The sequence below is a fragment of the Pseudomonas sp. MWU12-2037 genome (assembly GCF_023242345.1).
GTDB classification, from domain to species: Bacteria; Pseudomonadota; Gammaproteobacteria; order Pseudomonadales; family Pseudomonadaceae; genus Aquipseudomonas; species Aquipseudomonas gingeri_D.
Map to the genome: position 1 here is coordinate 1 of NZ_JALLIZ010000036.1, position 11356 is coordinate 11356.

6 protein-coding genes and 1 pseudogene are annotated in these 11356 nt (G+C 56.7%); 6 read left to right on the forward strand and 1 reads right to left on the reverse strand.

Going from position 1 to position 11356, the window contains the following annotated elements:
• The 3 genes from M5B42_RS31890 to M5B42_RS31900 all read left to right on the forward strand — a co-directional run.
• Nucleotides 1–1714: Ig-like domain-containing protein (locus tag M5B42_RS31890; protein WP_248748045.1), on the forward strand; the 1714-nt coding region annotated here is incomplete at its 5' end.
• Between the two features lie 87 nt (nt 1715–1801).
• A complete protein-coding gene (locus M5B42_RS31895; protein WP_248748046.1) occupies nt 1802–4540 on the forward strand; it encodes an RHS repeat-associated core domain-containing protein in 2739 nt (912 codons plus the stop codon).
• Nucleotides 4541–4585: 45 nt separating this feature from the next.
• A complete protein-coding gene (locus M5B42_RS31900) occupies nt 4586–7381 on the forward strand; it encodes an RHS repeat-associated core domain-containing protein (RefSeq protein ID WP_248748047.1) in 2796 nt (931 codons plus the stop codon).
• A gap of 156 nt (nt 7382–7537) precedes the next feature.
• Here M5B42_RS31900 and M5B42_RS31905 read toward each other — a convergent pair whose 3' ends face one another.
• A complete protein-coding gene (locus M5B42_RS31905; RefSeq protein WP_248748048.1) occupies nt 7538–7858 on the reverse strand; it encodes a hypothetical protein in 321 nt (106 codons plus the stop codon).
• Nucleotides 7859–8399: 541 nt separating this feature from the next.
• On the opposite strand from M5B42_RS31905, the gene M5B42_RS31910 reads away from it, so the two are divergent.
• The 3 genes and pseudogenes from M5B42_RS31910 to M5B42_RS31920 all read left to right on the forward strand — a co-directional run.
• Complete coding sequence (locus M5B42_RS31910; RefSeq protein WP_248748049.1) at nt 8400–8690, forward strand: nucleotidyltransferase domain-containing protein; 291 nt, start codon at nt 8400–8402, stop codon at nt 8688–8690.
• A gap of 394 nt (nt 8691–9084) precedes the next feature.
• The gene (locus M5B42_RS31915; protein ID WP_248748050.1) at nt 9085–9888 is read left to right on the forward strand and encodes a metallophosphoesterase; all 804 of its coding nucleotides are present in this window, start codon (nt 9085–9087) and stop codon (nt 9886–9888) included.
• Nucleotides 9889–10006: 118 nt separating this feature from the next.
• A pseudogene (locus tag M5B42_RS31920) lies at nt 10007–11356 on the forward strand (toxin); the annotation flags it as partial.

Here is an 11356-nt window from a genome sequence, read left to right on the forward strand (position 1 = left end):
AGTGCTGGGGCGGTATCAGGATATCCATGCCACCCTGGTGCAAACGCGCAGCAGTACCTTGTTGAAACCTTCATTGGGCGGTGTGGCGAGTCTCTACAGCCAGGCCGGGGAACTGGCCGCCGACAGCGATATCGAACTCGATCCAAGGCACATTGTGTTCAACCCAAGGATCAGCCAGCAAATCGGCTTGTCCAGCGGCCTGGATGATTATGGCCTGTTCACCCTGAACTTCGACGATGAGCGCTACCTGCCTTTCGAGGGAACGGGCGCGGTGTCGAGCTGGATACTGAGTTTCCCTCGGCACCTCTCGGCGCATCAAGAAGCGGTCTTCGACTCCTTGACCGACATTATCCTGCAGGTGCGTTACCTGGCGGTGGATGGTGGTAAGGCGTTTGCCGCCCAGGTCGAACCGTTGGTGCGGTTTGTCGAAGCCCAGGATGAGGTCGGCCGCCCTGCGACCACGGCCTTGACCGTGAGCACGGGCACAAAACTCGCCAATGGCGTGGATGCCTACACGGTCACCGTCACCGCCAAGGATGCCGAGGGCCGGCCGCTCGAGAATGTTCTGGTGGTGTTTCCCGACATCGCGAATGCCTCGCTCCAGCATGCAGTCGGTACGACCGATGCGCAGGGGCAATGTGAAACCACCATCACCTCGACGGTGCCGGGTCCCAAGACGGTGCGTGCCACGCTGTTTGGTGGTACGGCTGTGGCCGGCAGTCCGAAGATCGTCGAGTTCGTTACCCTCGATTCAACTCAGTCAAGCCTGGAGATGATTGATGACAATGGGGTCGTCAGTGATACGCAAAAAAGCAACAAGGTCCGGGCGACGGTCCGTCTGAGCGATGGCTCTCTGGCACCGGAGGGCACCCTGGTGATCTTTGACGAGGTCACTGATATTGCTTTTAGCGAACCGACATGTCGTACCGTTGGCGATACAGGCCAGTGTGACGTGACGCTGGGCAGTACCGTGGCGAAGACGTACAGGATCAGTGCCAGGCTTGAGGGGGATTTCTCAAGTATCAAGGTCGATGCGACATTTATTGCCGGGACGTACGATCTCGCCGCTTCTACCCTGGAACCGATAACGGGTGACAAGGCGGCCAATGGGCTGGCCGCGCATGTTGCAACCGTGACGTTGCGTGATGCCTACGGCAACCTTTACACGGGGACCACGGCAACTTCCTACGTACTGTTTCCGGCGGTCGCCGGCGTCACCATTGACCCTACCGCGCCTGATCGCTGCGAGTTTGTACCAGGTAGCGCCACCACCAGTGCCCGTATCACGTCGCAACTCGCGGGCACCTATTCTATTACGGTGACCTCTGAGAGTGGCGCCGTTATAGGGCAGGCGCAGTCCGCGACGTTTGTCGATGTTCAGGGTGATGAGAGCAGGTCAAGTCTCTATATCGCCCCTGGTTCCGTGCCGCCGGACGGATTCACCACAAAAACAGTAAAGGCTTTTATCCGTGATGCCGCCGGTCGATCAGTTGAGGGCGTTACTGTGTACTTCAGCGCAATTTCGCCGGCGGTGATTCTGAAAGATGAAACTTGCGTCACCGGGCCAGAGGGGAGTTGTTCAGTAGAAGTGGCGGCGACTGAGCCAGGTGCGCAGCGTATTTATGCCAGCCTTGGTCGTACGCACGAGGGGGAGCCTGTTTACCTGGCCGATAGCCCGCAGCTGGTTCTTTTTTACTGGTCCAACCTGTCATGAAGATGGGGTGTTTTGAGCGTTGGCCCGTTGCTGTCTGAATGCGGCAGATCCGCATCAAGGGTATGCATCAAGCAAGGAGCGTAAGACATGTCGGTTCTGGCGCAGTGTGTTCACACTCACACACCGACGCTGACGGTGGTTGATCCCCGTGGATTGGCGGTGCGGGTGGTTGCTTATTGCCGTTCCGTCGAGACGGCGGAACCTGAAGAGCGGATCAATCGCAGTGCCTATGATGCGATGGGGCGGCTGATCGAGCAGTGGGATCCCAGGCTTTGGGCGCTCAGTGCGGAGGATGATGCAACGCCTGCCAATCTCACCAATGCTTATTCACTGTCCGGGAAGGTGTTGGGTTCGACCAGCGTCGATGCGGGCAAGCGGGTCAACTTGTTCGGTGATGGCGATCAGCTTGTTCAAACCTGGGATAGCCGGGGCAGCGAGCGGCGGGTTGAGTACGATGATTTGCTGCGACCGCTGGCCATTTTCGAGCAGGGCGAAGGTGACGTCGCGCGATGCACCGAACGTTATGGATACGCTGATGCCAGCGCCGGTTTCGCCGCTCACAATCAATGTGGGCAGTTGATCCGACATGATGATCCGGCGGGCACGTTGACCGTGGATGACTACGCGTTGACGGGCGGAGTGCTTGAGCAGACCCAGCGCTTTCTGAGTGCGCTGGAATCACCGGATTGGCCGCCAGGGCTGCCGGAGCGGGATGCGTTGCTGGAACCCGTAGCGCAAGCGGCAACCAGCGCGACGCGCTTCAACCCGCTGGGCGATGTGCTGGAACAGGTTGATGCCAAGGGCAATCGGCAGCTGTTCGACTACACCGTGGATGGCCAGTTATTGGCGAGCCATCTGCAACTGAGCGGTCAGGACACACCTCAAACCCTGGTCAGCGCCATCGCCTACAGCACCTACGGCCAGGTTGAACAGGAAACCGCTGGCAACGGTGTGGTCAGTACGCTGACCTATCGTCCTGAAGATGGCCGTCTGACTCGGCTTCAGGCTCGACATGGAAGTGAAGCGCTGCAAGATCTACGTTATGACTACGATCCGGTGGGTAATGTGTTGAGTATTGAAGACGCTGCCTTGCCGATTCGTTATTTCGCCAATCAGCGGGTTGAGCCGGTCAAGCGCTATGACTATGACAGCCTTTACCAACTGATCGAAGCGACCGGTTGGGAGGCGGGCGCCGCCAGTCGAGGGCCGGAATTCAATCGCTTCGACGATCCGGGTGCGGTCGCCAACTACCACCAGACTTACCGTTATGACGCCGGTGGCAACTTGCTGGAACTGGTCCATGTCGGCCCGCAAAGCCATAGCCGAAAACTGACAGCGGCACGCTACAGCAATCGCTACCTGCCTGAGCAGAATGGCCGGCCTCCCTCCGAAGAGGAGATCGCTGCCGCTTTTGACGGCAACGGCAATCTGCTGGAGCTGCAACCGGGACAGGCGATGAGCTGGGATCTGCGTAATCAACTACGTGAGGTGCGACCGGTTGAGCGTGAAAGTGCTGATGATGATCTTGAGTTGTATCTGTACGGCGGCGATGGGATGCGGCGGCGCAAGGTCCGCTCTACCCAAACCAACGTCCGTTCGCTGATATCGGAAGTCCGTTACTTGCCAGGCCTGGAAATCCGCACCCGTGAAGGCACCGGGGAAGTGTTGCAGGTGATCTGTGTCCAGGCCGGACGCAGTGCCATGCAGGTGTTGCACTGGGAAACCACGCCTCCGTCCGGCATCGCTAACGATCAATATCGCTACAACCTGACTGACCATCTGAGTTCCAGCAGTCTGGAGTTGGACAGTGAGGCCGAGGTGATCAGCCAGGAAACCTATCACCCCTACGGCAGTACGGCCTGGTTTGCCGGGAGAAGTGAAGTGGAGGCGAGCTACAAGACGGTGCGTTACTCGGGCAAGGAACGGGATACGACAGGGCTTTATTACTATGGGTTCAGATATTACGCACCGTGGGTGCAGCGGTGGATCAATCCGGACCCTGCAGGTGATATCGATGGACTGAATGTGTATAGGTTTGTCAGAGGAAATCCAGTAACGCAAGCAGACATTATGGGCTTGAGGCCGCCTCGGACTGCGGATGAAGCGTACGAGATTGCACAGCACATGGCCGCCGGAACCAGTGATCAGCTTCCGCTGGAACTGAGGATTATGGATATTGTTCCCGGAGAGCAATTATCAAGCGATGACGATGAGTTTCAAGTCAGATCTTATACCGATCAGCTTATTAACAGGGTCGTTCTGGAACAATGGCATGAGCCGTTTGCCGAGATAGCACGCGAAGTGGCATACCTCTCTATGCAAACGGACGCCATCACGACCTTCAAACAGAATGGCGTGATCATCAGATCCTTATTGAAAGGCGCAACAGAAGCCATTCTGGTTGCCCACGGTGGATTCTCAAGCCGTATGAAGAAGTTCAAAGCGCCGATCAAAATTCCCGAGGGCAAGAAACTGCACTACTACGGATTACACGGTGAAGGCATCTTAACAGATGTTGCCCTTCGTCTCCTGGAGAAAAGTAAAGGTGTGGTACAAGAGGAAAACTTGCCTGGGCCGATAGAGACCCTTACAGACGTTGATAGCGCCCAACGGTATCGACTTAAATTTATAGCACACGGGCCTGCCTTCTCGCCTACTCAGCAGTACGACATTATTTATGTTTCACCCGGAATAAACTCCTACACCGAGAGGGTTTTCCAAGCGATCGATACCCATCGTCCTGAGATAGCAGAAGTTCACGCGGTCCATTGTCGTGTGGAGTTCAATAGAAGGCATGAGCGGGCTGATTATTCTTCCTCTCAGTAGGGGATTGAGATGTTAAGTGCATGCATCAAACTCGGAGCGTAGGCCATGGCGATTCTGACGGCGTCGCTTCACACTCATACACCGACGCTGACGGTCACCGATCCGCGTGGGCTGGTTGTGCGTTCGGTGGGTTACTGTCGTTCCGTTGAGGGCTCTGAGCCTCAAGAGCGGGTCAACCGAAGCGCTTATGACGCGATGGGGCGTCTGGTTGAGCAGTGGGATCCCAGGCTTTGGGCGCTGAGTGCGGAAGATGCCGCAACACCTGCCAATCTCACCAATGGTTATTCACTGTCCGGGAAGGTACTGAGTTCGATCAGCGTCGACGCGGGCAAGCGGGTCAACTTGTTCGGCGATGGGGATCAGCTTGTTCAAACCTGGGATAGCCGGGGCAGTGAGCGGCGGGTTGAGTACGACGACCTGCTAAGGCCGCTGGCCATTTTCGAGCAAGGCGAAGGTGAAACCGCGCGATGCACCGAACGTTATGGATACGCCGATGCCAGCGCCGGTTTCACGGCTCACAACCAGTGCGGACAGTTGATCCGACACGACGACCCGACGGGCACTTTGACGTTGGATGACTACGCCTTGACGGGCGGAGTACTTGAGCAGACCCAGCGCTTTCTGAGTGCGCTGGAATCACCGGATTGGCCGCAAGGGCTGCCTGCGCGGGATGCGCTGCTGGAGCCTGTGGCGCAAGCGGCAACCAGCGCGACGCGCTTCAACCCGCTGGGCGATGTGCTGGAACAGGTTGATGCCAAGGGCAATCGGCAGCTGTTCGACTACACCGTTGATGGCCAGCTATTGGCGAGCCATCTGCAACTGAGCGGGCAGGCCACACCTCAAACCCAGGTCAGCGCCATTGCCTACAGCGCCTACGTTCAGGTTGAGCAGGAAACCGCCGGCAACGGTGTCATCAGTACGCTGACCTATCGCCCTGAAGACGGTCGTCTGACTCGGCTTCAGGCTCGACGTGGAAGTGAAGTGCTGCAAGATCTGCGTTACGACTACGATCCGGTGGGCAATGTGCTGAGCATTGAAGACGCCGCCTTGCCGATTCGTTATTTCGCCAACCAGCGGGTTGAGCCGATCAAGGAGTATGACTATGACAGCCTTTACCAACTGATCGACGCGACCGGCTGGGAGGCGGGCGCCGCCAGTCGAGGACCGGAATTCAATCGTTTCGACGATCCGGGGGCTGTCGCCAATTATCATCAAACCTACCGCTATGACGCCGGTGGCAATTTGCTGGAACTGGTTCATGTCGGTCCGCAAAGCCACAGCCGCAAGTTGACGGCGGCGCGCTACAGCAATCGCTGCCTGCCTGAACAGAATGGCCGGCCTCCCACCGAAGAGGAAATCGCTGCCGCGTTTGATGGCAATGGCAACTTGCTGGAGCTGCAACCAGGACAGACGATGAGCTGGGATCTACGCAATCAGTTGCGCGAGGTGCGGCCGGTTGAGCGTGAGAATGCTGACGATGATCTTGAGTTGTATCTATACGACGGCGATGGTGTGCGGCGACGCAAAGTCAGGTCTACCCAGACCAAAGCCCGTTCACTGATATCGGAAGTCCGCTACTTGCCGGGCCTGGAAATCCGCACCCGTGAAGGCACTGGCGAAGTGCTGCAAGTGATCTGCGTGCAGGCCGGACGCAGTGCCATGCAGGTGCTGCATTGGGAAACGGCACCGCCTTCCGGTATTACCAACGATCAATATCGCTACAACCTGACTGACCATCTGGGTTCCAGCAGCCTGGAGCTGGATAGCGAAGCCGAGGTGATCAGCCAAGAAGCCTATCACCCCTACGGCAGTACGGCCTGGTTTGCCGGACGCAGCGAGGTGGAGGCGGGTTACAAGACCGTGCGTTACTCGGGGCAAGAGCGGGATGCGACTGGGCTTTATTACTATGGGTTCAGGTATTACGCGTCGTGGTTGCAGCGATGGATTAACCCGGACCCGGCTGGGGATGTGGATGGGTTGAACGTTTATAGGATGGTTAGAAACAATCCTTTGACTTGGAGCGATGACCTGGGTGCTTTTCCGACTAAAGATATGGACAAAGACAAGACAAAGCTCATTAAAGAGCTCGTAGTGGATGTTGATATTTTCAAGAGATTTTACTTTAAGGCGAAACTGTCAAAGTCAAGGGTGAAAGTATTTGACGAGGCATCAGGGGTTTATATGCCGAGTGACGATTTTTCAGTTGTAGAGGTCGGCGTGGGGTCCAAGGAAGAGATGCATGAGCGAGGTGATTCTAGTGCAGTGTCCGGTAATGAGATAAAGGATACGTTAAAGGGCTACAGAGAGAAGTATTATGCTTTAGGGAGGTCAAATATCTTTAGGGGGGCTGAAAATGCTGCAAAGCAGAAAAGTAATTTTAAATTGGGTGGGGGAGTTTCTGAGTATTTCAATTCGTTGATAGGTCTGATTGAGGCCACCCGGAGTAGTGATTTGGCAGGGGGTAAAGAAAAACCCAATGAAAGGTTGTTCGCGCTCATTAAAACGTCTGATCGTGATAAGGAGCCTGCCGATCGGGTAATATATGGTATTACCCTTGTGACACTGCATTTTCCTGACGAAGGTAATGATTTGGAGCTCGAAGTTAATTTCACTATTATTAATCCAGGTTCTCAACTGAGTGGCGCACAATTGCGTCGTGCCGTGGATGAGCACGGGATTGCGGAAAATACCTTGAGCCTTCGTGGCGCAGGAGCGTATTTGACAATGAATGCCTTGAATCAAGTCAGTGAGATGGCAAACATTAAAAAAATCAGGACCCAGGCTGCGAACCCACGTGCGGCCGCTATGGCCCTTGGGTGGGGAGAGGACAGGCCGTTTTAAAACAATCTCCGTCAAGGGTGCTCACATCACGACGCATCATTGCTCGACCGTGTTGTGAGAAATGACGACTCGCTGACGGCGATGCTGACGTTCAGGTAGTGGTTTTGACGTGTTCGCTCCCACCCCGTCTGGTGGGAGCGAAATGCCGTTAGTTCATCAGAAGACTGTCGTTTGTTGCCCGTCGAGCAATCCGTCCATCTCTTGTTGCGCCATATCGATCAGGTGCACGGCGCCCAAGGCGAGTTTGCGTTGCGAGCCCTGGAGATTGTCCGCCGATTCGTAGGCGGTCGCCGAGGCGCTCTGGAGGATTTCGTAGATATGGAGCAGGGTTTCTTCGGTGTTGCGTGATTTCCGTTTCCGGGGCGGGGTACGAGTCGCGGGTAATTCGTAGTGAGCGAAAGCACGCTCGGCGGCGAGCCGGAATGCTGGGGAGCTGAGGTCTTCCGCGACAGGCGGATTGGGGGTGATCTTGAACATGGTGTATCCCTTTTGATGAGTGGGACCGTCACCGTTCGCTTGCACGCGAATGAAGGTGGCGGCCGTACGCAGGTGTGCAAGACCGGGGCAAAAGGTAAACCCGGCAGATCCCGAAGAATCTCCCGCGCACGGCCGCCATAACACAATATTTCAGGCATAAAAAAACACCTGGAATATTTGGCGTCGCGCGCCTTTTGTCAGTCCGGACTTGCACGTCCGTATCACCGAATTGGCGGTGACACTGTGCAGACTAGTCGCCGGTCCTGACAGGCGCAACGGGTTGGGATTTTCTAGGAAATTTCATTCAAGTTAAAGGGAATAGTCTTCGTGGGGTCCTATCCAGAACAGGTGATAGGCTGGAACCCGCGCAGCAAGGTATAACCGGTGGCGCGTGAAGATACCCAAGCCAGCACTGCCCATGCGATTTGACGGCAGATATCAATCACATTGGCCCCTTGATCCTGTTTATTCGCATCGCCGGACGCCAGGCAGGGTGTGGCCCAAACTGACAAGCAGAGACCGGATAATTGGGAGAACGACCATGAAGCCGTCCATTGCTCTTCAGGCCCACCGCGACGATATCCGCCGTGTGGTCGCGGCACATCGTGCCGGTAATGCGTGCGTATTTGGTTCAGTCGCCCATGGTGATGATACTGACGACAGCGACCTCGATCTTCTGGTCGATCCGACACCGGAAACAACGCTGTTCGACATTGGTGCCATCCGCCATGAGTTGCGTCGGCTGTTGGGCGTGTCGGTCGATGTGCTGACACCCAAAGCGTTGCCGGACAAATTCCGCGGCACCGTACTGGCCGAAGCTGTGCCGGTATGAGCCGTGATATGCGAATGGACGCCCGTTACGAAGCTTTGTCCGATGCTGTCGCAGGTAGATCAAGCATACCCATCGCCAAACGTGTTCACGTCGCAGCCTCCAAGCGGCGAGGAATGCTATCCCATGCGGCGTTCGACGTGGAGGTTTCGGAGGCTCTGGATACTGAGATAGTGGCGATGTTTGAGGGGAGCGCGAGCACGGTTTGACTGCCGGTCCACAGGTTATATGGTGTTTTCAATACCATTTATCGGTCCTGTCATTTCTGACAGTAGCCGGCAGCGTGGATCAGGTGATTACTAGACCCAGTGTCCCAGGCAGAACCTGAGTCATGTCGGTTTGATCAGTAGCATCCACACTCAGATGCACCGGGAACCGCACTGAGGAGATCCGCTCCGTGAAGATTCGCGTTCTGTCCGATCTGCACCTTGAGTACGACGAACCGCTGGCCATCCCCTACGTGGAGGCCGATCTGGTTGTGCTGGCCGGTGATATCCACAACCATGCGAAAGGCTTGCGTTGGGCGGCGGAAAACTTCGGTTCACAGGTGCCGGTTATTTATGTGCCGGGCAACCACGAGTATTACGGTGGTGAATTCGCTGCCCTCGAAAGCGCGATGCAAGCCGCCGCGCGCCGCTTGCCCAATGTGCATTTCCTGAACAACACAACCTTCATTGAGCGAAATGGCCAATGGCGGGTGCTCGGTACCACGTTGTGGACAGACTTCTCGTTGTTCGGCGCTGGCGATGCGGCGCTGCGCGAGTCCATTGCAGAGGCCGAGCGGGCCATACTCGACTACCAGGGCGTGATTCAGGTCTTATCGCCCGAGCTCGAAGCCCCGCCACGTTCGTTTACTCCCCGCGACTCGCTGGCGCTCCACAAGCAAGCGCGGGCATGGCTGGAAGATGAGCTGGCAAAGCCCTTCGATGGTAAGACAATTGTTGTCACGCACCATGCGCCGCTAAGGCCAAGCCTGGCGGAAAAGTTCGTGACGGATCGCGCCTCGGCGGGTTATGTGAGCGATCTGCCTGCTCTCGTGCGCGCGCCGGTTGCGCTGTGGATCCATGGTCACACCCATACTGCATTCGATTATTTCGCAGAGGGAACACGTGTGATCTGTAATCCGCGTGGATATAGCGATCAACGTTCGAGGGCGCCTGAAAACCCGTTGTTCAGATGGGACAAGGTCGTCGAGATCTGAGCAACCCAGTACGAAAGATTGAGCATCTACCATTTGTCGGTACTGTCATTTCTGACAGTAGTCGGCGGCGTGGATCAGGTAGTTACTGGATTGACGCATCCTACGATGAGCCTGGGTCATGTCGATATTAACGGGTGGTATTCACACTCATACGCCGACGCTGTCTGTGATTGATCCGCGTGGGCTGGCGGTGCGGGTGGTTGCTTATTGCCGTTCCGTCGAGACGGAGGAGCCAGAAGAGCGGATCAACCGCAGTGCCTATGACGCGATGGGGCGGTTGGTCGAGCAATGGGATCCCAGGCTTTGGGCGCTCAGTGTGGAAGACGCCGCAACGCCTGCCAATCTCACCAATGGTTATTCACTGTCCGGGAAGGTGTTGGGTTCGATCAGTGTCGATGCCGGTCAGCGGATCAGTTTATTTGGTGATGGAGATCAGTTGATCCAGGCCTGGGACAGCCGGGGCAGCGAGCGGCGGGTCGAGTACGACGATCTGCTGCGACCGCTGGCCATTTTCGAGCAGGGCGAAGGTGACGTCGCGCGATGCACCGAACGTTATGGATACGCCGATGCCGGTGCCGATTTCGCCGCTCACAATCAATGTGGGCAGTTGATCCGACATGATGATCCGGCGGGCACGTTGACCGTGGATGACTACGCGCTGACGGGCGGAGTGCTTGAGCAGACCCAACGCTTTCTGAGCTCGCTGGAATTACCGGATTGGCCGCTAGGGCTGCCTGCGCGGGATGCGCTGTTGGAGCCTGTGGCGCAAGCGGCAACCAGCGCGACGCGCTTCAACCCGATGGGCGATGTGCTGGAGCAGACAGATGCCAAGGGCAATCGGCAACTGTTCGACTACACCGTGGATGGCCAGTTATTGGCGAGCCATCTGCAACTGAGCGGTCAGGACACACCTCAAACCCTGGTCAGCGCCATCGCCTACAGCGCCTACGGCCAGGTTGAACAGGAAACCGCTGGCAACGGTGTGGTCAGTACGCTGACCTATCGTCCTGAAGATGGCCGTCTGACCCGGCTTCAGGCTCGACGTGGAAGTGAAGCGCTGCAAGATCTACGTTATGACTACGATCCGGTGGGCAATGTGCTGAGCATTGAAGACGCTGCCTTGCCGATCAGGTACTTCGCCAACCAGCGAGTAGAGCCGATCAAGCACTATGGCTATGACAGCCTTTACCAACTGATCGACGCGACCGGTTGGGAAGCGGGTGCCGTCAGTCGAGGACCGGAATTCAATCGCTTCGACGATCCGGGGGCTGTCGCCAACTACCATCAAACCTACCGCTATGACGCCGGTGGCAACTTGCTGGAGCTGGTTCATGTCGGCCCGCAAAGCCACAGCCGCAAGTTGACGGCGGCGCGCTACAGCAATCGCTGCCTGCCTGAGCAGAATGGCCGACCTCCCACCGAAGAGGAGATCGCTGCTGCTTTTGATGGCAACGGTAACTTACTGGAG

Bases quoted from the DNA above. Each gene is read 5' to 3' on its own strand.
- M5B42_RS31905 (WP_248748048.1), bottom strand. From the start codon at position 7,858: ATGTTCAAGATCACCCCCAATCCGCCTGTCGCGGAAGACCTCAGCTCC.
- M5B42_RS31910 (WP_248748049.1), top strand. From the start codon at position 8,400: ATGAAGCCGTCCATTGCTCTTCAGGCCCACCGCGACGATATCCGCCGT.
- M5B42_RS31900 (WP_248748047.1), top strand. From the start codon at position 4,586: ATGGCGATTCTGACGGCGTCGCTTCACACTCATACACCGACGCTGACG.
- M5B42_RS31895 (WP_248748046.1), top strand. From the start codon at position 1,802: ATGTCGGTTCTGGCGCAGTGTGTTCACACTCACACACCGACGCTGACG.